Source organism: Labilibaculum sp. DW002, assembly GCF_029029525.1.
GTDB classification, from domain to species: domain Bacteria; phylum Bacteroidota; class Bacteroidia; order Bacteroidales; family Marinifilaceae; genus Paralabilibaculum; species Paralabilibaculum antarcticum.
In genome coordinates this window covers 1,827,555-1,853,328 of sequence record NZ_JAKJSC010000001.1, presented here as the reverse complement: position 1 = coordinate 1,853,328, position 25,774 = coordinate 1,827,555, and the positions used below count along the sequence as shown (strand labels likewise).

16 protein-coding genes are annotated in these 25,774 nt (G+C 35.6%); 14 read left to right on the top strand and 2 right to left on the bottom strand.

Annotation, left to right across the window (positions count from 1 at the left end; all coding sequences use genetic code 11):
• The first annotated feature begins 35 nt into the window (after positions 1-35).
• From leuC to ilvA, 5 genes are all read left to right on the top strand, one after another.
• Entirely contained in the window at positions 36-1,436 is a 1,401-nt protein-coding gene (leuC, locus tag L3049_RS07035) for a 3-isopropylmalate dehydratase large subunit (RefSeq protein ID WP_275109097.1), read from the top strand.
• 73 nt (positions 1,437-1,509) lie between these two features.
• Complete coding sequence (leuD, locus tag L3049_RS07030) at positions 1,510-2,094, top strand: 3-isopropylmalate dehydratase small subunit (protein WP_275109096.1); 585 nt, start codon at positions 1,510-1,512, stop codon at positions 2,092-2,094.
• A 15-nt stretch (positions 2,095-2,109) separates the two neighbouring features.
• Positions 2,110-3,669 carry an alpha-isopropylmalate synthase regulatory domain-containing protein gene (locus L3049_RS07025; protein ID WP_275109095.1) on the top strand — a complete coding sequence of 520 codons (1,560 nt, stop codon included), beginning with the start codon at positions 2,110-2,112 and terminating at the stop codon, positions 3,667-3,669.
• Positions 3,670-3,679: 10 nt separating this feature from the next.
• Positions 3,680-4,747 carry a 3-isopropylmalate dehydrogenase gene (gene leuB / locus L3049_RS07020; RefSeq protein WP_275109094.1) on the top strand — a complete coding sequence of 356 codons (1,068 nt, stop codon included), beginning with the start codon at positions 3,680-3,682 and terminating at the stop codon, positions 4,745-4,747.
• An 82-nt stretch (positions 4,748-4,829) separates the two neighbouring features.
• A complete protein-coding gene (gene ilvA / locus L3049_RS07015) occupies positions 4,830-6,089 on the top strand; it encodes a threonine ammonia-lyase IlvA (RefSeq protein ID WP_275109093.1) in 1,260 nt (419 codons plus the stop codon).
• Between the two features lie 56 nt (positions 6,090-6,145).
• Here ilvA and L3049_RS07010 read toward each other — a convergent pair whose 3' ends face one another.
• Together L3049_RS07010 and L3049_RS07005 are read right to left on the bottom strand one after the other, a co-directional pair.
• Positions 6,146-8,221: a prolyl oligopeptidase family serine peptidase gene (locus L3049_RS07010; RefSeq protein ID WP_275109092.1), complete on the bottom strand. Its 2,076-nt coding sequence runs from the start codon at positions 8,219-8,221 to the stop codon at positions 6,146-6,148.
• A gap of 36 nt (positions 8,222-8,257) precedes the next feature.
• A complete protein-coding gene (locus L3049_RS07005; RefSeq protein ID WP_275109091.1) occupies positions 8,258-10,333 on the bottom strand; it encodes a prolyl oligopeptidase family serine peptidase in 2,076 nt (691 codons plus the stop codon).
• 186 nt (positions 10,334-10,519) lie between these two features.
• Here L3049_RS07005 and L3049_RS07000 point away from each other — a divergent pair, with 186 nt between their 5' ends.
• From L3049_RS07000 to L3049_RS06960, 9 genes are all read left to right on the top strand, one after another.
• Positions 10,520-12,055 carry a TldD/PmbA family protein gene (locus L3049_RS07000; protein ID WP_275109090.1) on the top strand — a complete coding sequence of 512 codons (1,536 nt, stop codon included), beginning with the start codon at positions 10,520-10,522 and terminating at the stop codon, positions 12,053-12,055.
• A gap of 45 nt (positions 12,056-12,100) precedes the next feature.
• Positions 12,101-13,417: a TldD/PmbA family protein gene (locus tag L3049_RS06995; protein ID WP_275109089.1), complete on the top strand. Its 1,317-nt coding sequence runs from the start codon at positions 12,101-12,103 to the stop codon at positions 13,415-13,417.
• Between the two features lie 264 nt (positions 13,418-13,681).
• Positions 13,682-14,770: an alpha/beta hydrolase gene (locus L3049_RS06990; RefSeq protein ID WP_275109088.1), complete on the top strand. Its 1,089-nt coding sequence runs from the start codon at positions 13,682-13,684 to the stop codon at positions 14,768-14,770.
• On the top strand, positions 14,760-15,725 hold the full coding sequence (locus L3049_RS06985) for a polysaccharide deacetylase family protein (RefSeq protein ID WP_275109087.1): 966 nt from the start codon (positions 14,760-14,762) through the stop codon (positions 15,723-15,725). The genes L3049_RS06990 and L3049_RS06985 overlap by 11 nt, the downstream gene beginning before the upstream one ends.
• 192 nt (positions 15,726-15,917) lie before the next feature.
• Positions 15,918-17,531 carry a DUF6377 domain-containing protein gene (locus tag L3049_RS06980; protein ID WP_275109086.1) on the top strand — a complete coding sequence of 538 codons (1,614 nt, stop codon included), beginning with the start codon at positions 15,918-15,920 and terminating at the stop codon, positions 17,529-17,531.
• A 287-nt stretch (positions 17,532-17,818) separates the two neighbouring features.
• The gene (locus L3049_RS06975) at positions 17,819-20,746 is read left to right on the top strand and encodes a SusC/RagA family TonB-linked outer membrane protein (RefSeq protein ID WP_275109085.1); all 2,928 of its coding nucleotides are present in this window, start codon (positions 17,819-17,821) and stop codon (positions 20,744-20,746) included.
• An 81-nt stretch (positions 20,747-20,827) separates the two neighbouring features.
• Positions 20,828-22,303: a RagB/SusD family nutrient uptake outer membrane protein gene (locus L3049_RS06970; RefSeq protein WP_275109084.1), complete on the top strand. Its 1,476-nt coding sequence runs from the start codon at positions 20,828-20,830 to the stop codon at positions 22,301-22,303.
• Positions 22,304-22,339: 36 nt separating this feature from the next.
• The gene (locus tag L3049_RS06965) at positions 22,340-23,044 is read left to right on the top strand and encodes a cadherin repeat domain-containing protein (RefSeq protein WP_275109083.1); all 705 of its coding nucleotides are present in this window, start codon (positions 22,340-22,342) and stop codon (positions 23,042-23,044) included.
• 176 nt (positions 23,045-23,220) lie between these two features.
• On the top strand, positions 23,221-25,296 hold the full coding sequence (locus L3049_RS06960) for a glycoside hydrolase family 97 protein (protein WP_275109082.1): 2,076 nt from the start codon (positions 23,221-23,223) through the stop codon (positions 25,294-25,296).
• Positions 25,297-25,774: the final 478 nt, after the last annotated feature.

Here is a 25,774-nt window from a genome sequence, read left to right as displayed (position 1 = left end):
AAAAATTATATACAGAATAGCTTTAAGAGAGTACTATGAAAGCAACAACATTATTTGATAAGGTCTGGGACGCACATGTGGTAGAGCATGTTGAAGGTGGTCCTGATATCGTATATATCGACAAACATTTGATTCATGAGGTAACAAGTCCTCAGGCTTTTTCAGGACTTGAGGCGAGAGGCTTAAAAGTCTTTAGACCAGAAAGAACGATTGCAACACCTGATCACAACGTGCCAACAGTGAATCAGCATTTGCCAATATCCGATGAACAATCACGTACGCAGGTGGAAACTTTGAAAGCCAATTGCGAGAAGAATAAGATTGAGATGTATGGTTTGAATCACCCAAACAATGGAATTGTGCATGTTGTAGGGCCAGAACAAGGCCACACGCAACCAGGAATGACAATGGTTTGTGGTGATAGTCATACTTCGACACATGGAGCATTTGGTGCGGTTGCTTTCGGAATTGGAACATCGGAAGTTGAGATGGTGTTTGCAACGCAATGTATTATGCAATCTAAGCCTATGAAAATGAGAATTACGGTTGATGGCGAGCTTAGTAAAGGTGTTTCGGCAAAGGACTTGACGCTTTATGTGATTGCACAACTGGGAACAGGAGGAGCTACAGGCTATTTCGTTGAATATGCTGGTTCAGCTGTTCGCTCTTTGACTATGGAAGGCAGAATGACCGTTTGTAATATGAGTATCGAGATGGGTGCTCGTGGGGGTATGATTGCTCCAGATGAGACGACTTTTGAATATATGAAAGGTCGTGAGTTCGCACCAAAAGGCGAAGAGTGGACCAAAGCTGTTGCAAAATGGAAAGAACTAAAAACGGATGACGGAGCGGCATTCGATAAAGAATATGTATTCAAAGCATCAGATATTGAACCTATGATTACCTACGGAACGAATCCAGGTATGGGAATGGGAATTTCGGGAAGCATTCCAAGTGAAAAAGATGTTGATCCTACTGAATTGCCAACATTCAAAAAGTCTTTGGATTACATGGGATTCGGATTAGGAGACAAATTACTTGGTAAGAAGGTTGACTATGTTTTTTTAGGTTCTTGTACCAATGGTAGAATTGAAGATATCCGAGCATTTGCTTCTTTAGTGAAAGGACATAAAAAGGTAGATGCAATTACAGCATGGATTGTACCTGGTTCCAAAAAGGTAGAGAAACAAGCAATTGAAGAAGGACTAGTAGAGGTATTAGAAGCATCAGGTTTTGAATTAAGACAACCTGGTTGTTCTGCTTGTTTAGCTATGAATGAAGATAAAGTACCAGCTGGTAAATACAGTGTATCGACATCTAACAGAAATTTTGAAGGTAGACAAGGCCCAGGATCTCGTACTTTATTGGCGAGTCCTCTTACAGCTGCAGCAGCCGCAATTACGGGAGTTATTTCTGATCCGCGTGAATTGTTTTAATCAAAAATACCAATAACATTTTTAGCGAATGGTTGTCCCGATAACCAAAAGCTAATTGCTTAAAGTAAATATTATGTCTATAGATAAATTTATCACATTGGAATCGACTTATGTGCCACTTCCCAACGAGAATGTGGATACTGATCAAATTATACCTGCTCGTTTTCTTAAAGCAACTAGCCGTGAAGGATTCGGGGAGAACCTATTTCGTGACTGGAGATATGCTCCAGATGGATCAGTAAATCCTGATTTTGTATTGAATAAATCAGAATATTCAGGAAGTGTATTAGTAGGTGGAAAAAACTTTGGTAGTGGCTCTTCAAGAGAACATGCTGCTTGGGCAATTCACGATTATGGTTTTAAAGTGGTTGTTAGTAGTTTCTTTGCGGATATTTTTCAGAATAACGCTTTAAATAATGGCGTGCTTCCTGTTACCGTTTCATCAGAATTTTTGGCCGATTTATTTAAATCAGTAGAGGCAGATAAAAGCCAAAAGCTAGTTGTTGATTTGGAAAAGCAAGTCATTAGTTTCAATGGGAAAAGTGAGGAGTTTGTAATTAATCCTTACAAAAAAGATTGCCTATTGAATGGATTTGATGATATCGATTTCCTACTCGCAAGAAAAGAAAAGATTGAAGCTTTTGAAGCTAAAAATTAATAGAAGAGGTGTAAAATGAACGAACTGCGTAGCTTAGAAATAATGGATACCACCCTTAGGGATGGAGAACAGACTTCTGGGGTAAGCTTTAATTCGGAGGAAAAATTAGGGATGGCAAAGCTTTTGCTGCAATCCTTAAAAGTCGATCGAATTGAAGTGGCCTCAGCCAGAGTATCAAAAGGAGAATTTCAAGCCGTACAACGAATTACAAAGTGGGCGGAGGAAAACGACTGTCTGGATAAAATTGAAGTGTTGGGTTTTGTAGATGGAACCGATTCTTTGGACTGGATTCATGCAAGTGGAGCCAGAGTGGTTAATCTATTAGCGAAAGGTTCGTTAAAACATTTAAAAGGTCAGCTTAAAAAATCACCAGGACAGCATGTTCAGGCCGTTAAAGATGCCATTGAATATGCTGCAAATCTAGGAATTAAGGTGAACTTATACTTAGAGGATTGGTCGAATGGAATGATAGCTTCTAGAGATTATGTTTGGTATCTTTTAGATGAATTGCAACACGAGAAAATTGAACGTTTCATGTTACCAGATACTTTGGGAGTTATGAATCAGGTTCAAGCTTTCGATTTCTGTTATGCTTGCCGCGAAAGATATCCAAAACTTCATTTCGATTTTCATGCTCACAATGATTATGATTTAGCACTCGCTAATGTTTATTCAGCAGTTTTGGCAGGAATGAATGGAATTCATACAACAGTGAATGGTTTGGGTGAAAGAGCTGGAAATGCTCCTTTAGCTTCGGTTGTTGGTGTAATCAACGATCATTTGGCTAGAAAGATTAATGTCGATGAGGATAAAATTAATACTGTAAGTCGAATTGTTGAGACTTTTTCAGGAGTGCGTATTCCATCCAATAAGCCTTTAGTTGGCGAAAATGTATTTACACAAACCTGTGGAGTGCATGCCGATGGTGATTCAAAGGATGATTTGTATTTTAATCGCCTAATGCCAGAACGTTTCGGACGCGAACGAAAATATGCTTTGGGTAAAACTTCGGGTAAGGCAAATATCAAAAAGAACCTGGAAGAATTAGGCATTACTCTGGAAGAGGAGACCATGAAAATGGTTACCCAAAGAGTGATTGAATTGGGCGATAAAAAAGAGACGGTAACCATTGATGATCTTCCTTACATTGTTTCTGATGTTTTGAATCAGACCATGGAAGAGATGCCAATTCAGATCAAACATTATTCCTTGTCATTATCGAAAGGAATGCGACCATTTGTATCTATTAATTTAGAAGTAAATGGGAAAATGCACGAAGGTACATCTTCTGGCGATGGACAATATGATGCTTTTATGAATGCCATTTGGAGCATTTATGACGAATTGGGTAGAGATCGTCCAGTACTTACCGATTATCTGGTTCGAATTCCTCCCGGAGGAAAAACGGATGCTCTTGTTGAAGCTTTGATTGCATGGAATTATAAAGGAAAAGAATATAAAACCAGAGGGTTGGATCCTGATCAGATTGAAGCGGCAATAAAAGCTACGCTTCGAATGCTAAATTTGATAGAGCAACATGATAGTGTAGAAATAAACTCATTAAAAACTGAATAAGAATACTAAAATGACATACAAAATTGCAGTATTAGCCGGTGATGGAATCGGTCCGGAAATCGTTGCACAGGCTCGTAAAGTCATCGATGCTGTAGCAGAAAAATTCAATCATCAATTTGATTATACCGAGGCTTTGATTGGGGCTTCAGCTATTGATGCTGTCGGAAATCCTTATCCGGATGAAACGCACGAGCTTTGTATGAATTCAGATGCTGTTTTGTTTGGAGCTATTGGAGATCCAAAATATGATAATGATCCGAATGCAAAGGTGCGTCCGGAGCAAGGCTTATTGAAAATGCGTCAGAAGCTAGGCTTATACGCAAACCTTCGCCCATTAGAGCCCTTTAAGTCACTATTGCACAAGTCACCACTGAAAACTGAATTGCTTGAAGGTGTTGACTTTTTGTGTATTCGTGAGTTGACTGGTGGTATTTATTTTGGACGTCCTCAAGGAAGATCAGAGGATGGGAATACAGCATTCGACTCATGTGTTTATACAAAGGAAGAAGTTGAACGTATTGTACGTTTAGGTTTCGAATTTGCAGGAAAGCGTAGAAAAAAGCTGACTGTAGTCGATAAGGCAAATGTTTTGGCAACCTCACGTTTGTGGCGAGAAATTGCTCAGAAAATGGAGCCTGAATATCCAGAAATTGAGGTTGAATACATGTTTGTTGATAATGCCGCCATGCAGATTATCACTTGGCCTAAACGTTTCGATGTGATGGTTACAGAGAATATGTTTGGTGATATCTTGACCGATGAGGCAAGTGTTATTTCTGGTTCATTGGGTATGTTGCCATCAGCTTCAATAGGTGTGCACACTTCGGTATTCGAACCAATTCACGGCTCATATCCACAGGTTGCAGGACAAAATATAGCGAATCCATGTGCAACCGTTCTTTCAGCCGCTATGATGTTGGATCATGCTTTTGGAATGAAAAAAGAAGCTTTAATTCGTGAAGCTGTTGATAAAGCATTAGAAGCAGGAGTTGTTACTGAAGATATTGCTGATGGCAAAAAAGCTTATTCAACTAGTGAAGTGGGTGATTGGTTGGCGAATTACATCAAGAATGTTTAGTTAGTATACATTATAAGTTGAATATGCCTGAAGGAATTGGTTACCTTCAGGCTTATTTTTAAGTAGTAAAAAAGGGGGAGAAATGTCTAATAAAAATTATTATCCGCTCATGGCGGATATTGTTAAGGCAAGTAGAGTTGTTCAAGAGGTTGCACATACGGCACCTTTGTTAAAAAATATGAATTTGTCTGCCAAGTATCAGTCAAATATTCATCTTAAGAGGGAAGATTTGCAATTGGTGCGTTCTTATAAGATTAGAGGAGCCTTTAATAAAATATCAAGTCTGACTAAGGAAAACCTGGCAAAGGGAATTGTATGTGCTAGTGCTGGAAATCATGCTCAAGGAGTGGCATACTCTTGCCAAAAACTGAAGTGTTTCGGAAGTATTTATATGCCAGAAACAACACCACGTCAGAAAATTAAACAAGTAAAAATGTTTGGTGGTGAGTTTGTTGAAGTTTTCCTTACCGGAGATACTTTCGATGATGCTTCATCTAAAGCCATTGCTGATGCCAAAGAATCAGGAAAAACCTTTATTCATCCATTTGACGATCCAAAAACGATAGAAGGACAGGGTACGATTGGTTTAGAAATATTGCAACAATATAGCGAGCCGATTGACTATTTAGTTCTGCCTATTGGTGGAGGTGGACTAGCTTCAGGAGTAGGAGCTTGGTTTAAAGAATTTAGTCCGAATACTAAGATTATTGGTGTAGAGCCAGAAGGTGCTCCATCTATGAAATTGGCTTTGGATAATAAGTGTAATCTGGCTCTTGAAAATATTGATCGTTTTGTTGATGGTGCCGCTGTTCAAAAGGTTGGTGATTACACATGGAAGGTTTGTGAAAAGGTTTTAGATGATATTTTAGTTGTACCAGAAGGCTTAATCTGCTCAACCATATTGCGTTTATATAACGAAGATGCAATAGTAGCTGAACCTGCTGGTGTGATGTCTATTGCTGCTTTGGAATTGATGAGTGATAAGCTAGAGGGTAAAAACGTGGTTTGTGTTCTAAGTGGCAGCAACAACGATATTACCCGAATGGAAGAAATAAAAGAGCGAAGTCTTCTATATGAAGGCTTGAAGCACTATTTCATAGTTCGTTTTCCACAAAGATCAGGAGCTCTTAAAGAATTTGTGACCGATGTACTTGATACAGGAGATGATATAACCCATTTCGAATATTATAAGAAAAGTAGTCGTGAGAAAGGACCTGCTGTAATTGGTATAGAAGTTCAGAAATCAGAAGGACTAAAACGATTAAAAGAAAGAATGAAAGATCGAAATTTCATCTTTGAATACCTTAATGATAAGACTGATTTGTTTCAGTTCATCGTTTAACTATTAGTTCATAACAATCAAAAAGGCGATATCTAGTAGTTGGATATCGCCTTTTTTTATTTTAGAAGAATTTTCATTATAAATCCATACATGTCTGATTTTCGATCAATGTAGGATGAGAAATTATTACCCCCACTGTGACCAGCATCCCTTTCAACTCTCAATAATATTGGATTAATTTGAGCATCTCTGTTTTGTAATTCGGCTACAAACTTGTAGGAGTGAAATGGAGGAACTCGATCATCATTTTCAGAAGTGATAACTAGCATTGCTGGATAGTTGATATCCTTCTTAATATTGTGTAAAGGAGAATAGCTGCTAAGGTTCAGGAAATCAGTTGAATCTTGAATCGTGCCAAATTCTTCAGTATGAAAATTACCAACGGTAAACTGTTCAAAACGGATCATATCTGTGGCAGGTACAACAGGAACAACTGCGGAAAACAATTCAGGACGTTTTATAGCGGCAGCTGCTACGATTAGTCCACCATGAGATGCTCCAGTTATTGCCAATTTATGAGCATTTGTATATTTTTCTCTAATAAGAAATTCAGCTGCTGATATAAAATCATTGATTGAATTTTGTTTTTTGAGGCGTTTCCCAGCTTCAGCCCACTCCAATCCTAAGTCACCACCACCTCTAATACTTGCAAATGCACAAATTCCTCCTTGATTTAAGAAATAAACAATTCCAGGATCAAATTTTGGTGTAGAGAGGATGCCAAAACCTCCGTATGATTTTAAAATGGTAGGATTGTCACCAGTTCGTTTCATACCTTTTTTATATACTAAAGTTAAAGGTATCAATGTACCATCTTTACTATGGTAATCAAGGAGTTTGTATTCGAAGTTTTTATAATTGAACGTTACGTTTGTGTATTCTCCATTCTTAGACTCAAATGTTTTTGTATTAAATAGATATTGTACTTTGGGTATGGTAAAGCACTCATTGTAATAAATAAAGTTTTCATCTTCTTTTGGCCCGTCAAAACCAGATATAGAACTTGCTAATGGCATAAATGCAGTATGAATAACTTTCCCTGCAAAATTGTAAATCTTAATAACTGGTTGTAATTTACTTTGTAGGACACATATAATACAGTTCATTTTCACCTTACAAGTTGTTAGTATTGCATCGCTATGTTCAGGAACGATTTCTCGCCACTTGTATGGTTCATACGGATCTATTTCAACTATTGATCCTCCGTTGTTATTTTTTAAAGATTTAACAATTAATTTACCATTATTACTATCTAAAAAAGAAATTTTATCCTTTTGTTTCATTAGTAAAGGACGCAGATAAGGCTTATTTGCAGAATAATCTATGAAAAAGTAATTGAAGTAATCGCTTGCCTTTTCTTCAAGAACAAAAAAACGTTCATCATCAGAACAGTTATAGCTAAATTCAGCCTTTGGGTTTTTTCGTTTAAAAATCAGTTGATCTTGGACTTGGTCATCTCCTAGTTTGTGATAGTAAACTTCTTCGCTACATGTGGCAGCAAACTCATCTACTAATGGATATTTTGAATAGAAAAATCCATTTCCCTTCCAGATTATGGATGAATATTTAATGTCTTGGATATGATCTTTTTTTCTTGTTCCAGAAGGCAGGCTTACTACCCGCGCTTCCATCCAATCAGACCCATCATTGCTGGTAAGATAGCAAAGCATATCTGAGTTTTTCGAGACGGAGAATCCTTTAATGCTAACTTTTTTATTTTTGGTATTAAAGTTTGGGTCAACGATTAATTGATCAACTCTATCTAAGTATTCTCCAATGTATAAACCAGCACTAGCTTGTGTATTTCGATAATATTCAGCAAAATAGTATTTGCCAAGTTTTACAGAATAGTTTGTTCGTATAGCAGCGAATTTATCAATATCCAATTTACATCGATACTTCGAGGTTCCCTTTCTTATAAACTTGCTAAATATTTTATTTTCTTCGTTAAGCCAATATTTGGTTTCATCGCACCTCACATTTTCCAACCATCTATAATTTTCAGTTACTTTGTAGTGATCGAAAAAAGTATCCGTAACAGTTTGCTTTTTGCAAGTAGGGTATTCTAATTTTTGAGCATTAATAACACTAGTTGTTATAGTGATAAGAAAAAGCAGATAATAAAATTTCATTGAGATTTTGTTTGATTACATCAGGGTGACTGTTTGCTAATTCATTAAAACTTTCAATAAAAAGTCATAAAAATTAGCTCTGAATTTATTACGAGCGTACGAATTCGTACCACCATAATGCCCTGCATCTTTTTCTACTCTTAAGAGAATAGGGTTTATTTGTGCCTTTCTATTTTGTAATTCTGCTACAAATTTGTAGGAATGTAAAGGAGGAACTCTATCATCATTCTCAGATGTCATTATCATCATTGCCGGATAGTTTACATCCTGTTTTATATTGTGCAATGGAGAATAACTAAGAAGATTAGCAAAATCTAAAGAATCTTTGACTGTACCAAATTCATCTCGATGAAGAACACCAACAGTAAATTTTTCAAATCGAATCATATCTGTAACAGCAACAACAGGAATAACAGCAGCATATAAATCTGGTCTTTGAATTGCTGCAGCTGCAACTACCAAACCTCCATGTGAACCTCCAGTGCAGGCCATTTTTTCAGATTTAGAATAGCCTTCTTTAATTAAAAATTCTGCTGCTGCATTAAAATCATCAATCGTATTTTGTTTGTTTAGTCGTTTACCAGCTTGCGCCCAAGAAATACCTAAATCTCCACCGCCTCTAATATTAGCATAGGCATATACACCTCCTTTTTCAATAAAATGAATAATTCCTGGATCAAAGTGAGGAGTAGATATCGATCCAAATCCACCATAAGCTTTTAGTAAACAAGGATTATTTCCATCTAGTTTTAATCCTTTTTTATATACCAAATTTATTGGTACGCTTATGCTATCATTAACTGGATATTTAATTGATTTAGTCTTATAACTCTTAAAGTTGAACACTACATTAACAGCCTCACCATATTTTACTTCGAAGGTTTTAACATTAAAATGATAAGAGATTGATGGCATGGTGTATTGTTGCCTATAGAAAATGATATTATCATCATCTTTTTCACCATCAAATCCGCTAATAGAACTACCACTTGGGAAATTCATATTGAAAAGTTGTTTCCCGTAATAATCGAATACCTTTAAAATAGGATGTTGATTACTCTGATAAGTTAGTAGGAGTTTATCTTTTTTTGCAATACATCGAGTTAGGACACCATCTTCAACTTGTGGAATAATTTGCCTCCATTTAAAAGGATTATATGGATCGATAGCAACGATAGAACCTCCATTAGATTTTTTACCAGTAATGGCTATCAATTCATCACCTTGACTGTCTATAATTGAAATACTTGACCTTTGCTTCATTAATAGTGGTCGTAAGTATGGTTTATCCGACTGATAATCAATGAAAAAATAATTGAAGTAATTGGTAGTTTCTTCTTCTAATATAAAATATCGTTCATCAGAAGTAGTCGAGTATGAGAATTTTGTAGAAGGGTTTTTTCTTTTAAAAATAAGCTTATCCAGTTCCTGAGAATCGCCCAGTTTATGATAATAAACTTCTTCTCCAACTGCGGCATAGAATTCACCAAGATTTGGATATTGCGAATAAAAGAAACCATCATTTTTCCATGCAACAGAAGAATATTTTATACCTTTTAAATGATCTTTTTTCTCTTTCCCAGAAGGTAAGCCAACAACTTTAATTTCTCTCCAGTCAGTTCCATTACGGTTTATCATATAGACCAGGTTTTTTGAGTCTAGAGAAACATCAAAGCCAGTAATGTCAATTTTATCTCCTCCATTTTTAAAGTTGGGATCAATTAAGAGTTGGTTAATGTTGTCAAAGCTATCACCAATATAAAGACCTGAAGATGCGAATTTATTTCTTCGTCCATAACCAAAAAAGTATTTTCCTTTTTTAGACGCTGAAAACCCATCAACAAAGGAATATTTTTTTAATGCTGCTTTAGAATTGTATTTAGCTGAAGCTTTTTGAAGGAATTTTGCTGATATCTTTTTTTCTGCTTCGATCCACGATAATGCACTATCGCAACGTACATTTTCTAACCATCTGTAATTATCAGTAACGAGATAATGATTAAAAAATGTATCTACAACAGTATGTTTTGGGCAAATAGGGTATTCAAGTTTTTGAGAGTGTAATGACTGAATGCTTAAACAGCAAATAATTATTAGCAGAAAATGTTTCATCAAGATGTTTTTTATGTTTTGTGCGTTTTTTAAGCTTTCAAAAATAATAAAAACTATTGATAACTATTATTCATGGTTCAATAATTCAAGAATTATCAGATTTGTTTTTATTATGACAATAAAAAGTCTTAACTTTTTCTTCACCAAATATTTTAAAGAAAACCCAAACCCTAAAAAAACTTTTATATGAACAATGAATTTTCAAGAAGAGAGTTTATCCGAACAGGATCTTTCTCACTTGCAGGAATGGCGATTTTGCCCTCATTTTTAAGTATGGGATGCAATCGCATCACTGAACAATCAGGATTAGAGGAGTATTATTCGCATTTTAATGTTGACAAAGAAATGCTTCAAAAGGTAATGGCTGAAGCATTATCAAGAGGTGGCGATTATTGCGATTTGTATTTCGAACACTCTCTTTCAAACTATGTTGGACTTCAAGACAAACAAGTAAATCGTGCAGGATCAAATATTGATTATGGAGTAGGTGTGCGAGTATTAAAAGGGGATCAAACTGGTTACGCTTTTTCTGAGGAGGTTTCTTTGGAAGCCATGAAAAAAGTAGCTAAAACAGCTGCAAGTATAGCAAATGAAAGTAAAGATTTTCCATCTATTAACTTAAAGGAAAGAGTACATCCAGAATTTTGTAAGGTCAATACTTCTTGGGAGGATGTATCTATCAAACAAAAAATACCATTCCTTCAAAAACTCAACGATAAGGTTTTTAATTTAGATGATAAGGTAGCTAAGGTGCAGGTTTATCTTGACGATAGCTCCTCTTACATTCTTTTTGCAAATTCTGAAGGAGTAATCAGTTATGACTATCGCCCTATGGTTAGTTTTATTGCTGTTTGTGTAATGGAAAAAGGAGATAGAAGAGAAGATTTCTTTGCATCTCGCTCCATGAGAATAGGTTATGAATATTTAAACGAGGAATTGTTAGATGAAATAGCAAATGAAGTTGTCGAAGGTGCTAACAAACAATTTGAAGCTGTGAAACCAAAAGCAGGACAAATGGAAGTTGTTTTAGCTGCAGGTGGAGCTGGAATTTTATTGCACGAGGCAATGGGACACGCATTCGAAGCTGATTTTAATCGCAAAGAAACTTCAATTTTCAGTGATAAAATGGGGCAAAAGGTTGGAGAAGATTTTGTGACAATTGTAGATGACGGAACGAATCCAAACTATCGAGGAACATTAAATATAGACGATGAAGGGATTCTTACCCAGAAAACGAAGATGGTCGAAAATGGTGTGTTAACCAGTTATCTTCACGATCGAATTAGTGCAAAACATTACAAAGTAGCTCCTACAGGAAATGGTCGTCGCGAATCTTTTCGATACGCACCAATTCCTCGCATGAGAAATACTTATATGGAAGCAGGTCCTCATACTAAAGAAGATATTATTTCTAGTGTTAAGGATGGAATTTATGTAGACACATTTACGAATGGAGAAGTGAAAATTGGAGCAGGAGATTTTACTTTCTATGTGAAATCAGGATATTTAATTGAAAATGGTAAACTAACCCAACCAATAAAGGATGTAAATCTAATTGGAAATGGGCCTGATGCTCTTCGCCAAATCTCAATGGTCGGTAATGATCTGAAAATTGATTGTGGAACTGGAACTTGTGGTAAGGGAGGACAAGGTGTTCCTGTATCTATGGGATTGCCAACGGTTAAAGTAGCACAACTTACTGTTGGTGGTGTAAATGCTTAAAAAAGCATTAGAGTTTACTTTTAATCAATTTAAAAACAAGTTTCGATGAAAGATAATAAAAAGGTGGAGTTGGCCCGATGGGCTTCCAAATATGCCAAGGAAAATGGCGCAAAAGAGGTTTCTGTTTCAGTTTATGATTCCAAGGAATCGGAAGTAGAAGTTAGAAAACAGAAAATAGAAAAAATACAAGAGTCGATTCAAAGTGGCTTAAGTTTAAAGCTGTATGTGAATGGAAAGTATTCAACTCATTCAACAAATCGATTGAATAAGAATGATCTTGAAAAATTTATCAAGGAGGCTATTTTAGGAACTGATTATCTGGCTGAAGATAAATATCGTTCACTACCAGATCGTAATCTATGTTACGATGGGACCGAAAAAGATTTGAAGTTGTATGATTCAAGTTATGATGCGATTGATCCTCGTCAGAAAATTGATTTGGCCATGCAGGTTGAAGCGGAAACGAATGGCATGGATGATCGAATAATTAGTGTGTCTGGTTCTTATGGAGATGGTTCTTACCGTAGCTATCTTGTTTTGAGTAATGGTGTTGAAGGTTTTAAAGAATCTACATCTTATTCAGTTAGTGCAAGTGCATCAATAAATGGTGGAGATAGCCGCCCGAGTGATTACCATTACAATGCTGCCAGATTTTGGAATCATTTATCCGGAGAAGGAGTTGGAAAATATGCTGTTGAAAGAGCTTTGAAAAAGATTGGTGCAAAGACAATTAAGTCAGGAAAAATGGAAATGTTGATTGAAAACAGATCTGTTGGACGTGTTTTTAGTTCTCTTCTTCAACCTATGTACGGTTATAACCTGCAACAAAAAAGATCATTTTTAGAAGGGAAAATGGATCAGAAAATTGCTTCTGATTTATTGAGTATTACGGATAATCCATTTATTGAATCAGGTCGTAATTCACGCTTATATGATGGTGATGGTTTGGCTGCTCGTAAAATGACTGTTATAGAAAAAGGAGTATTGAAAACCTATTATATTGGTGATTATTATGGGAAGAAGTTAGAAATGGAACCAACAACTGGCTCAGCATCTAATCTAATTTTTGAATTAGGAGATAAAGACTTGGCAGGCTTAACCAAAGATATGAACGAAGGTATTTTGGTTACTGGTTTTAATGGAGGTAATTCAAATTCTGCAACAGGTGATTTTTCTGTTGGAGTAGAAGGATTCTATGTTAAGAAAGGAAAAATTATTCATCCAGTTTCAGGTATGAATGTTACCGGGAATCATAAGGAAATATGGAATAATTTAATTGCAATAGGTAATGATCCGTTAACCGATCGTTCGTGGCAAACACCAAGTATGATGTTTGAAGGAATAGATTTTAGTGGATTATAAGATTTTGTTCTTTGTTTTTTTTAGGAGCCTTGTCAATTGACAAGGCTTTTTTTATGGTTTTCTTCTTGCTCAGCTATTAAAACCAACTCGTAATCTGTCTATATTTTCAGATGTTACGATTAAGGCAATTGCCTTGTTAATTAGGCTAATAAGAAGGTGATTTGAGATTTTAATTAATATTCAATCTTAGCTTTTATAAATTGGTAATGCTTTGCTTTTAATTTGCACAATTAAAAATATCTATTAATGTAACTGAATTGAATTATGAAAATTGTATTGCTTTTTTTAAGCCTAATTTCTTTTATAGGTAATGCTCAGGAATCAAAAAATGGAACCTGGAATACGCATAGCATTCCGACACCTTCATTAGCCAATAATTGCATAGACTACCAGCCTAATAAGCAAATTGGAATTTACTTGCCACCATCATACCAAAAATCAAAAAAGAGGTATCCTGTTATTTATTTCTTGGAAGGATATGGCGGCAGAATTGATGCCAATGGTTATGTGGGAGGAATTTTAGATTCTTTGATTATAGAAAAACAAGTTTCTGAAGTTATTTTGGTGCAAATAAGTGGAGATTATAATTTTAGAGGCAGTTTTTATGCAAATTCCCCAGTTACAGGGAATTGGGAAGATTTTGTTGTGAAAGATGTTGTCAATTATATAGATGAGAACTATCGAACGCTTGCCAAACGGGAATCAAGAGGTTTAGCCGGAATGTCAATGGGTGGTTTTGGGGTTATAAATTTGTCGATGCTACATCCAGAAGTTTTTGCTTCGGCCTATGCTATGAGTCCCGGTGTGTTCGATGAAAAGGGTTTATCTAACTGTCAAGTATTTCGTGAGGGAGGCACAGTAGAACCCGTTTTAGCTCTTTTGAATAAGCTCGAGTCTTTATCTGTTGAAGATGCACATAAGGAATATCTGGAATATGTAAAAGGTATTGAAGATTGGAATATTGAATTTACATTGGCTTACGGAATGTGTTTTGCGCCTAACACTAAAAAAGCTCCTTATTTTGACTATCCGATAAGCATTGTTGGAAATGACACAATTGTTAATAACGAGGTTTGGAAGAAGTGGGAAAGTGGATTTGGTGGAATTTCTGACGAGCTGAATAAATATGAATCTAATTTACGAGAACTAAAACTTTTAACGATTGATTGTGGTTACAATGATGGTTTTAAATGGATTGTTGATGGCTCATTATATTATTCGAATTTATTGCAAAACAGAAGAATTTCTCACAACTTAGTCTTGCATCAGGGAGATCATGGAAGTCGCTTTACGCATCAAATGCGACACAAAGTTTTTCCAGATATTATAGGAACTTTAATTTATGAAGATTAAAATTGATAAGCCTAAAAAGGCGACATTTTTGATCTGGAAATTAGATAATATGAAGAGAGTTGTAAAGGTTTTTATTTTAATGGTAGTGTGCTTAAACGCCAATTTGCTAATTGCACAATCCATAGGGGATAAAATTTATAAGGATAGGCTTTTTACTTTCCCAGATGGAAAAACAAAGGCAATAATTATAAGTTATGATGATGGCTTGTTACAGGATACTTTATTGGTCTCCATAATGAATAAGTACAGACTTAAAGGAACTTTTAATTTGAATTCGGGGCAGCTTGGGACTGAAGCTTCGTGGCTGCAAGGACTTGTTGGTAAACCTGGCTTGTATTTGGATAAAAATCAGATTAAAACTACCTATCGGAATCATGAAATTGCGGCTCATTCTTTATTTCATCCTCACTTGACCGAATTGAAAAGGAATGAAATAATACTTGAGATAAATAATGATATAGAAAATCTAGAGAAGATTTCAGATACAATCATCAAGAGTTTTGCTTATCCATTTGGAGAGTATAATGAGAAGCTTATTTCGGTTCTGAAAAAATCTGGACTGACAAATGCACGTACGGTAAATGACTCAAAGTCTTTCGAGTTGCCAGAAGATTTCTATAGGTGGCATCCAACCTGTCATCATTCCAGAGCAAAGGAATCATTGGAGAAATTTGTGTCGATAAAATCAGAAAAACCCTTATTGTTTTTTATGTGGGGACACAGTTGGGAATTTGATAAAAATATTCAGAATAATAATTGGCCGTATTTCGAAAATCTATGCAATAATGTTTCTGCAAAGCAAGATATTTGGTATGTTGGAGCAGGAGAATTTTATGAGTATATAAATGCTATTAAAAGTATTATGGGTAAGGGCAAATTAATTAACAATTCGAGACGAACTGTTTGGATAAAAGAAAACGGTAAACTAAGTTCGATTCCTCCGCGGAATAAATAAAACTGGTTTCATCTTTGAAATTAAGTTGAAAAAAAGCACAATTTGAGAATCAAATTGTGCTTTTTTTATTTGGCAGAAATTTAGTGCTTTGTTTAGCAGTTATTTTATTATTTAAATACTGAATTTCTTTTTTTTGAGTAAAAGAATAGTCTTATTTTTACTTGCTGTTTTGTTAACCAATTATACACTAGCATGGGAAGATTTTTTGTTTTTACGATTCTACTTTCATTACTGACTATTCAGTCTTCTTTTTGCCAAACAGATTCTCTTGAATTTCAATTTGCTGAGGCGAATAAATATCTTGGACTGAGAGATAGTATTCTTCAAGTAAAAAAAGACAAGTTGGCTTTGTTAACTGATTCATTAAGAGATTACAAAGCTCAGAATAAAAATCATGAAGAATTTAGATTGTTAACAAACTTAACGAAACAATACGAATCGTTTGTTTATGATTCCGCATTTAATTATGCTTCAAAATCAATACAAGTAGCTTACAGATTAAAAGACCAAGCTAAAATTGCAGAGTCGAAAACAAATATTGCTCTTATTTTATTGCAAAAAGGTCTATTTAAGGAAACCATAGATACGCTAACTACAATTAATGAATCAGTTTTAGATCTAGACAAAAGAATTCATTATTACTATGTTGCCGCCCGTGCTTACTATGATTTAGGCAATTCAAGATGGGGCCATTATCAGCCTGAATATCATAAAAAAGGATATACTTATTGTCAGAAAATTTTTAGGGAAGCAGCTCCAAATTCATTTGAATATGTTTTTGCAAAAGCGAATAGTGCTTTGGTTTTTGGCAAAAATAAAGAAGCCATAAAACAATATCAGAAATTGATTGATGAGTATAGCAATACGCATCATGAGACAGCAATTAGCAATTGTGGGTTAGGTATTGCTTATACACGATTCTTCGAAAATGAGAAAGCCGAATATTATTTACTGAAGGCGGTTGTGGCAGATATAAAATCAGCAACTACTGAAACTGTTGCATCAAAGATTTTGGCAGAGATCCTGTTTTATTATGGAAATTTGGAAGAGGCCAATAAATTCATAGAACTAGCCCAGAATGACGCGACGTTTTATGGTAGTCATGCTCGAAGACTTGAAATTTCATACATCAAACCTCAGATTGAAGCAGCTGTTTTGAATAAAGTTGAGGGCGAAAAAAACTTCGCGATCTACATTTCTATTATTGGAATTATCGTCACTTTACTAATTGTTATTTTTTTAATTATCATTTATCGACAATTACGAGCTTTGCGAAAGGCAAGAAAAGTAATATTGGATAGTAATGAAGATCTTCTTAAGGTAAATGAAATGCTTCGTGAGGTGAGCAAAATTAAGGAAGAGTATGTTGGTTATTATTTCAATTTTAGTTCTCAGTTTATTGAGAAAATGGAAGGAATGAAAAAGGCCATATCTCGACAGTTAATGACCAAGCAATACGATTCGATTGAGTCCGAGTTAAAAAGATACAATTCGAAACGTGAGAGACAGAATCTGTTTGAAGATTTTGATAGAATATTTCTTAAACTATTTCCTGATTTTGTTAATTGCTTTAACCAAATGTTCGATGAAAAAGATCGAATTGTACTTAAAGATTCCCAAATTTTAAACACTGATTTACGGATTTTTGCTTTAATCAGATTAGGAGTTAACGACAATGAAAAGATAGCCAGTATTCTTAATTTTTCGGTTAACACGATTTATACTTACAAAACAAAAATTAAAAATCGCTCATTGATTCAAAATGAGGATTTCGATAGTAAAATAATGGATATTAAATCAGTTTAAATCCATTTTCTTTCTTTATTCCATCTATATTTTAGAATCAGATCATTTTTCGTAATTAATGGATAGTCAGTTGGTTGTGAGTTTTTGTGATTGGTATTGATCTATATTCTTTATAGGTATTTAGTAATTAAAAGAGCGCTGTAGTTCCTTTGATGTTCGAGATTTAAAATCATTATCTGCAGAATGATATGATTTCGAACGATCTGGGAAATCGGTTTTTGAAACATCAAAATTTTACTTCGAATTGAAGTAGACGCGTTAATTACTAACTCTATTTATGAAGAATTATGAAGAAATTATTTTTGTTGTTTTGGGCAGTGTTCTTGTCAATAGGAATATTTGCACAAAATCAGGAAATTAAAGGAAAGGTTATAGATGCCGCTAATGGCGAAGCCTTACCTGGTGTTTCCATTGTTGTTAAAGGAACCACAATTGGTACTACAACCAATTTTGATGGAGATTTCAACCTCTCAGTGGAAAAAGGAAAAACCATTGTATTTTCATTTGTTGGCTATGTCAATAAAGAATTTCAAGTAAGCGATTCCGAAAACGTTGAAGTCTTATTGGAACCAGACGTTTTAAATTTAGAACAAGTTGTTGTTGTTGGTTATGGCATCCAAAAGAAAAAAGATAAGACTGGTGCTGTAATGAGCGTAGGAGCTGAAGATTTACAGCAAGGAGTTTTGCAGGATCCTATTCAGGGAATCATGGGGAAAGTTGCAGGTGTAAACATCACAAAACGAGGCGGTGATCCAAATGCAGGTTTTACAGTTCAAATTCGTGGAACTGCAGGTTTTTTCTCAGGAACATCTCCATTGTATGTTGTTGATGGAGTTCCAGGTGTTGATCCTACAACCATTTCCGCTGAAGATATTGAATCGTTTAATGTCTTGAAAGATGCATCTTCAGCGGCAATTTATGGTTCTCGAGGTGCTACAGGTGTAATTATTATTACTACCAAAAAAGGGAAATTTAATCAGAAAGGAAAAATCTCTTACAGTGGTTATATTTCTACCGATAAGGTGGCCAATGATCTAGCTTTGTTAAGCGCTAATGATATTCGAAAATATGCAAGCGATAATGCTTTATCTTTTGATGATCGAGGTGCTAATACTGATTGGCAGGACGAAACATTTAGAACAGGCAAAACACAATCTCACAATATTGCAATGAGTGGTGGTGGTAATGATCACAATTACAGAGCAAGTATTGGTTATGACAATTTTGAAGGTGTTTTAAGAGGAACGAGCAGAGAACGAGCAATTATGCGTTTAAATGCTACTCAGAAGGGTATTAATGATCGATTGACTTTGAATTTGAGTTTATCAGGAACTTTTGAGAATAACAATTATGTGCAAACCAATGGCAATAACGGGGAAGCTGTTTTATTTCAAACTTTTTCTCGAAATCCTACCTATCCAGTTTATAATGAAGACGGGTCATTTTTTGAAGTTAATGATTTCGAAAATTCAAATCCAAGAGCCTTAATTGATCAGCTTACAAACGAGCGAGATGCCAAAAGGTATTTGGCAAATGCAAAGGCCGATTTTGAGATTACTGATGGCTTGATTGCTGGTGTGAATGTAAGTTATCGAAAAGATGATGATGAAACGATTTTCTTTCGTCCATCTTATCAAATTTCATCTAGTGATGGAGGTTATGGCCGCAGAGGCTATAATAATTCTGAAACCAAGATGATTGAGACAACGATAAAATACAATAAAGTATTTAAAGAAAAGCACAATGTAAATCTTTTGGGTGGCTACTCTTGGCAAGAAGATAAATCTACCAGCTTAGCTGCACAAGGAAGAGATTTTCTTTCGGATGAGGTAGGAGCTAATAATTTACGATTTGCAAACGACGTACTTCCTCAGGATATTGAGTCATGGAAAGAAAGAAGTCGCCTAATTTCCTTTATCGGTAGAGCTGTTTACAATTTTGATTCAAAATATTATTTCACAGCTACAATTCGTCGTGATGGTTCTTCTCGATTTGGAGACAATAATGAATGGGGATGGTTTCCGTCTTTTTCTTCGGCTTGGGATGTTTCGAGCGAAAGTTTTTTGGATGATGCCGATTGGCTTGATCAATTGAAGCTTCGAGTTGGTTTTGGAGTTACCGGAAATCAAGAAATTGGAAATTACCATGATATTGCTAGAATTAGCACAGGTGGCAGAACATTAGATCCAACAACGGGAGAAGAAACTTTAGTGATTCAGCAATCTAGTAATGCAAATCCTGATTTAAAATGGGAAGAGAATCGCGAGTGGAATTTTGGTCTTGATTTCTCCATTTTTAATAACAAACTAACAGGATCGATCGATTACTATAATAAAACGACTGATGATTTGCTAGCGCAATATGCAGTACCAGTTCCTCCAAATCGTTTTGAAAGTATTTACGCAAATGCAGGAGAGATTTCCAATAAAGGTTTGGAGATTAACCTTACTGCAAATCCAATTCGAACAGATAAGTTCACTTGGAAATCGACCTATTCTTTTTCTGTGAACAAGCAGGAAGTAGTATCCTTATCCGACGATAACTATTCATTAGACAACATGCACGCATCGTGGATTAGTGGTAGAGGAATGGTTGGTGTATGGACTCAATTAATTGAGCCTGGTCGCGAATTAGGAACTTTCTATGGATGGAAACATGCTGGTATTGATCAGAATGGACAATGGTTGTTTTACGATAAGGATGGAAATATTACTAAAGATCAAAGAGACGAAGATCGACAAGTAATTGGACAAGCTCTTCCTGATTTTACAATGAGTTGGACAAATCAGTTTACCTATAAAAATTGGGATCTGGGATTTTCGCTTCGAGCTATTGTTGGAGGAGATGTATTGAATGTTACTAGAATGATTTTGGGTAATCCTAGTATGCTTCCAAATCGAAATGCTTTGAAGGATGCTTTAACTCTTGCTCCGATCTTGTCTGATGCACCAAAATTCTCTGATTATTATATTGAAGATGGTTCATTCCTTCGTCTTGACAACATCACTTTAGGATACAGTTTAAATGTTGATAAGGTTAGTTGGTTAAGCAAATGTCGTTTTTATATTAGTTCTAATAACCTGTTTACCCTTACAAACTATTCTGGTATCGATCCGGAATCAAGTTACGGAGGTTACGAAAACCTTGGTTTAGATATGTACGATGTTTATCCAAAAACCAAAACACTTACGTTCGGAATGAAGGTAGGATTCTAAGCAAATTATTAGTGCATCCAGAGAATAATAGGCTTTTAAAAATAGCCATTAAACCTGGTTTTAACATGAAAATTATAACAGATGAATTGTAAAATATTTAGTCTTCTTGCAATCATAGCTTTCTTTGCTTCTTGTACCGATTTAAATGATGAGGTATACAGCGAATTACTTGCAGAAGAATATCCTGAAAATGAAATTCAGGCTCAACTAATAACAAATAATGCATACGCGCAATTGCAATCTCACATTGATGGTGGTTGGTGGTTTGCACAAGAAATTACTGCAGATTTAATTGTTGCTCCAACTCGTGGTAACGACTGGGATGATGGTGGACGATGGAGAACTTTACATACACACACTTGGGATAATAACCACGAATTTGTGAATAACATGTGGCGCAATTTCTATAGTGGTGTTACTGAATGTAACAAAGCCATCGAATTTCTTGGAGATGCTGAAACTTCTAAAAATGCTGTGGCGCAAATGAAGGTATTGCGTGCCTATTATTACTATTTGTTAATCGATAACTATGGTGATGTGCCGTATGTAACAGAATTTGCAAATGCTCCTGCAATGCCTGAAAAAGAGACGAGAGCAACAATTTTTAATAATATCATTGCTGATATTGAAAGCGTAATGGGCGATTTAGCTGGTTCTTCAACAAGTTCTGTAAATCTTTATACTGCATATGCTTTGCTAGCTAAGTTGTATTTAAATGCAGAAGTTTTTACTGGAAATGTAATGTGGGAGAAATGTGAAGAGTATTGCGATTTGATTATTGCTGGTCCATATTCTTTAGAAGCTAATCGATTGGCTCCTTTTGTAACAGAAAATCAAAATTCACCTGAAAATATCTTCACAGTTCCTTACGATGAGGATAATTATCAAGGATTTATATTGCACAGAAGAACATTGCATTATACCAATACTGCGACTTACAATGCACAAACAACTTTTTGGAATGGGTTCTGCGCACAGGAACGTTTGGTCGATTTTTTCGAAACTAGTGATCAACGTTTAGCCGGATTGTTATTCGGTCAACAATATTCTTCAACAGGAGAAGCTCTGGTTGATGTAGATGCGGGAAACGCACCTGTATTTTTCACAAAAGAGGTTCCTGCTTTACGTATTGATGCATCTTATTCAGCTACTGAAGTTCGTCTTTCTGGAGCACGTATGGTAAAATTCGAAGTGAAGAGTGGAGTAAAAGACAATTTAAGCAACGACCTTCCTATTTTCCGTCTAGCTGATTTTAAATTGATGAAAGCGGAGTGTGAATTGCAAAAATCAGGAGGAAGTATTGCGATCGCTAAAGCTGAAATAAATGATGTGCGAACAATAGCTGGAGCTACCGCTTTTGAAGATGCAGATATTACATTGGATAATTTATTGGCAGAACGCGGTCGTGAAATGTGGTGTGAAGCACATCGTCGTCAGGATTTGATTCGTTTTGGAACCTTTAAAGATTCATGGTGGGAAAAAGCTCCTGATACCGAAGCAAATTATATGTTCCCAATTCCACAATGGGCTATTGATAGTAATCCAAATTTGAATTAATCTGAGAAGCATTTTAATGATTTAAAAGTACTTGAAATGAATAAATTAATGATATTGATATTAGTCGCATTTGTAAGTGTATTAAGTTACTCTTGCGACGATGAGGTAGATGCTCCTCAGGTTCTCGAGATTTACAACGGTTATTTCGTTTATGGCGAAGCAACACAATTTTCTGGTCTTGAGAATAATGCAATAATGGTAAATGGAAGTGTTGTAGGTCAGGCAACAAAGTATATGGCTTTGGGTAGTGGAACACTAGTTGTTAGTCATGAAAATAATTCAACTGCAGATTTACCCAATTCAACAGTCTTTGGATTGAATTCAGCAGATGAATTTGTTGTTGGTGGAGATCCGATTGCTTTTACCGATACGCCAGGGAATTATTTTTTCCGTTCCGATACAATTGCAAAAACAGTTTCTTTTGTGGCGATTGATAGCTGGGGAATTATTGGAAGTGGAACACCTGGCGGTTGGGATGAGGATACCAATATGGCACTAGAATCATCTGATAATGGAGAGTTTGTTTACACAGTTACAGCTGATTTAGTTGGTGATGAATGGTTGAAGTTTAGAGCAAATGACCAATGGGCACCGCAGCTTGGTGTTACTGATGGAAGCTTAGCCTTGCGATTATTTGACTCGGAATCCGATCCTAGCTCAATTCAGGTGCCTGAATCAGGTAACTATACCGTAAAATTAATCTTAGGTGCTGAGTTTAGATATGAATTAAACAAGAATTAAAGTTGCCGAAAGGCATTTTATAAAGACATTTCACCTTATTAGCCTTGGGTGGGATAAATTAGAAATTTAAGATAAAGATGTTCGCCTTTCTGAGGTGAACATCTTAAATTTATACTCCAAAGGATCTTTTTCCTATTGGATTTTTCAGTTTTATTAACAACTAGCTAAAAACTACTATGAAATTTAAATCAATTCTTTGCCTTGTTGCTGGTTTAGCAATCTTATTAGCATCGTGTGCTAAAGGCGAATTTGTGAAAAATGTTAATTCACCAGATGGAAAAATTAGTCTTCAATTTTATCTGGAAGAAGGACAATCTACCTACGGGGTTTCATTCAATGGAAAACCAATAATCGAACCTTCAAAATTAGGCTTCGATTTCCAGAATATGCCATCCATTGATAAAGGGTGGAAAATTGCAAGCACTCAGTTGCTGCCAGGTAATTCAACATGGGAGATGCAATGGGGAGAAAAAAGAGTAGTGAAGGATCATTTCAATCAATTGATTGTAAAATTAGAAGAGGAGAATGCACCCAATAGAAAAATGAATTTGGTGTTTAAAGCTTATAATGATGGAATAGGTTTTAGATATGAGTTCCCTGAGCAAGAAGCAATGAAAGAGCTTTTGATTGCTGAGGAAAACACCGAATTTAATTTAACCGGAGATCATAAGGTATGGTGGATTCCGGGAGATTGGGATATTTATGAGCATCTTTATCATACAACCAAGTTTTCTGAGATTGATGCGACGAAGTTGCGGGGACATGCTAGTCTGGCTCAAACTTCAATTCCTAATAATGCCGTAAATACACCGGTAAGTATGAAAACTGAAGAGGGGATTTACCTAAGTTTTCATGAGGCCAATCTGACGGATTATTCAGGTATGACACTTAAAGTGGATACAACGAATATGAAAATGGTTTCAACTTTGGTGGGATCTGAAAGGACAAAATATAAGGTGAAGCGTTCTTTGCCATTTCATACGCCTTGGAGAACAATCCAAATTGCTGAGAAAGCGGGTGATCTAATTCAATCAGATTTAATCGTAAATCTAAATGAACCCAATAAGATTGGTGATGTTTCGTATTTCAAACCAATGAAGTATGTAGGTATTTGGTGGGATATGCATTTGGGTACCAAGACATGGGATAAGGCAAGTGGTAAACATGGGGCAACCACAGAGTATGCTAAAGAGCTGATCGACTTTGCATCGGAAAATAATATTGGTGGAATATTGGTGGAAGGATGGAATACAGGTTGGGAACACTGGATTGGTTTTGAAGATCGTGAGGGCGTATTCGATTTTGTAACAGCTTACGATGATTATAATTTACCAGAAGTGGTTCGTTACGGAAAAGAAAAAGGTGTTGAGTTGATTATGCATCATGAAACTTCAGCAGCACCACGTACATACGACCAACAATTGGATACAGCTTACCATCTGATGAATAAGTTGGGGATTCATTCAGTGAAGACCGGCTATGTGGGGAAGTTAATTCCTAAAGGAGAATATCATCACGGACAATGGATGGTAAACCATTATCGCCGAGCTTTGGAAATGGGTGCAAAGTATAAAGTTGCAATAAATGCTCACGAACCGATAAAGGCAACAGGTTTGCGTCGTACTTACCCGAATGCAATTTCCCGTGAAGGCTTGCGCGGACAAGAATTTAATGCATGGTCGAGCGATGGAGGAAATCCAGCAGAACATCTGCCGATAGTAGCTTTCACTCGTATGTTAGCAGGACCTATTGATTATACGCCTGGTGTTTTCAATATTAAACTAAAGCCTCATAAAGCCAATAACCAAGTGAATACAACTTTGGCTCATCAACTGGCCTTATATGTGGTATTGAATTCTCCAATTCAAATGGTTCCCGATTTAATAGAGAATTATAAAGGACATCCTGCTTTTCAGTTTATCCGAGATGTTGTGGTTAATTGGGAACAAACAAAAGTTCTAAATGGTGAGATTGGTGACTTTGTGACTATCGCTCGAAAAGATCGTAACTCTGAAAATTGGTTTATTGGTTCAATTACCGATGAGAATGCACGTGATATGAATCTGAGTTTAGATTTTCTTACAAAAGGAAAGAAATACAAGGCAACTTTATATTTAGATGGCAAAAATGCGCATTGGGACAAAAATCCTACAGCCTTTCAGATTATAAAAAAAGAGGTTGACAGTACTTCAAAATTAGAATTTCATTTGGCTGAAGGTGGTGGAGCAGCCATTAGTTTGATTGAATTATAAGCGTTAAAATAATTATTGTGTTAAAGTGGCATTCCTTTTTTTAGGAATGTCACTTTTTTTGTAGCTTCACAAAAACTTAATAAGATGAATCAATTACGACCTAAACGTTGTTGAGGATTGGTTTTAATTTATTCGTTTAGATAGGCTTAAGATCATTGATTAATTTTTAGAATATTATTTAGAAGCAGCTTGATTGGCATCTATTTTAAAGAGCTTTTGTTTTGCCTTTAAGATTTAGTAAGACCGGGAAGCTTCAAACTTGTTTGAAGATCACTCGGCCGCACTTAATTTTGAGGTAAATAAGGAAGTTTTTTTAAATGTAGCCTTGATTTTTTTTGCTTCTGTTTTTTGTATTCACGACAAAAAATGAAGTCAGGTTTGGGCGGATAGCCCAATTAACAAAGTCTATTAGGGGAAAATTGATTATGAATAGTTAAAATTAAGAATGCTGTTTTACCATACTTATCTCTTGCAGAGG

Coding starts and splice junctions, on each gene's coding strand:
- L3049_RS06975 (WP_275109085.1), top strand. CDS start 17,819: ATGAAGAAATTATTTTTGTTGTTTTGGGCAGTGTTCTTGTCAATAGGA.
- leuD (WP_275109096.1), top strand. CDS start 1,510: ATGTCTATAGATAAATTTATCACATTGGAATCGACTTATGTGCCACTT.
- leuB (WP_275109094.1), top strand. CDS start 3,680: ATGACATACAAAATTGCAGTATTAGCCGGTGATGGAATCGGTCCGGAA.
- L3049_RS06980 (WP_275109086.1), top strand. CDS start 15,918: ATGGGAAGATTTTTTGTTTTTACGATTCTACTTTCATTACTGACTATT.
- L3049_RS06990 (WP_275109088.1), top strand. CDS start 13,682: ATGAAAATTGTATTGCTTTTTTTAAGCCTAATTTCTTTTATAGGTAAT.
- L3049_RS06985 (WP_275109087.1), top strand. CDS start 14,760: ATGAAGATTAAAATTGATAAGCCTAAAAAGGCGACATTTTTGATCTGG.
- ilvA (WP_275109093.1), top strand. CDS start 4,830: ATGTCTAATAAAAATTATTATCCGCTCATGGCGGATATTGTTAAGGCA.
- L3049_RS07025 (WP_275109095.1), top strand. CDS start 2,110: ATGAACGAACTGCGTAGCTTAGAAATAATGGATACCACCCTTAGGGAT.
- L3049_RS06970 (WP_275109084.1), top strand. CDS start 20,828: ATGAATTGTAAAATATTTAGTCTTCTTGCAATCATAGCTTTCTTTGCT.
- L3049_RS06960 (WP_275109082.1), top strand. CDS start 23,221: ATGAAATTTAAATCAATTCTTTGCCTTGTTGCTGGTTTAGCAATCTTA.
- L3049_RS06995 (WP_275109089.1), top strand. CDS start 12,101: ATGAAAGATAATAAAAAGGTGGAGTTGGCCCGATGGGCTTCCAAATAT.
- L3049_RS07000 (WP_275109090.1), top strand. CDS start 10,520: ATGAACAATGAATTTTCAAGAAGAGAGTTTATCCGAACAGGATCTTTC.
- L3049_RS07005 (WP_275109091.1), bottom strand. CDS start 10,333: ATGAAACATTTTCTGCTAATAATTATTTGCTGTTTAAGCATTCAGTCA.
- L3049_RS06965 (WP_275109083.1), top strand. CDS start 22,340: ATGAATAAATTAATGATATTGATATTAGTCGCATTTGTAAGTGTATTA.
- leuC (WP_275109097.1), top strand. CDS start 36: ATGAAAGCAACAACATTATTTGATAAGGTCTGGGACGCACATGTGGTA.
- L3049_RS07010 (WP_275109092.1), bottom strand. CDS start 8,221: ATGAAATTTTATTATCTGCTTTTTCTTATCACTATAACAACTAGTGTT.